Source organism: Pseudomonas sp. TWI929, assembly GCF_039673335.1.
GTDB lineage: Bacteria > Pseudomonadota > Gammaproteobacteria > Pseudomonadales > Pseudomonadaceae > Aquipseudomonas.
Genome location: NZ_JBDJLK010000194.1, coordinates 1 through 465 on the forward strand (window position 1 = coordinate 1; position 465 = coordinate 465).

2 tRNA genes are annotated in these 465 nt (G+C 49.0%); both read right to left on the reverse strand.

Going from position 1 to position 465, the window contains the following annotated elements:
• Positions 1 to 163 precede the first annotated feature (163 nt).
• A tRNA-Ala gene (locus ABE456_RS28520) sits at positions 164 to 239 on the reverse strand.
• A gap of 24 nt (positions 240 to 263) precedes the next feature.
• A tRNA-Ile gene (locus ABE456_RS28525) sits at positions 264 to 340 on the reverse strand.
• Between the last annotated feature and the right edge of the window lie 125 nt (positions 341 to 465).

The following is a 465-nucleotide window of genomic DNA, read 5'->3' on the forward strand; positions in this document are numbered from 1 at the left end:
CAAATTTTACCTTAGCCTGATCCACCAGCAGTGAAACTGGTGTTCAGTCTATATCTATCACATATCCGAATTTTTAAAGAACGATCTGACAAAAGTCAGAAATCAACATTCAAAACTGAATGCTCATTTCTAAGTTCTGAGCAGTTATTGCGTACCGCGAAAGTGGTGGAGCCAAGCGGGATCGAACCGCTGACCTCCTGCGTGCAAGGCAGGCGCTCTCCCAGCTGAGCTATGGCCCCGTATTCTACGGCTGAACCATGTAATGGTAGGTCTGGGCAGATTTGAACTGCCGACCTCACCCTTATCAGGGGTGCGCTCTAACCAACTGAGCTACAGACCTATAACAGGGTCGCGTTACAGCATCGTCTTTTACAATGAATCAAGCAATTCGTGTGGGAGCTCATCAGCAGGCTGATGTCGTCGATTAAGGAGGTGATCCAGCCGCAGGTTCCCCTACGGCTACCT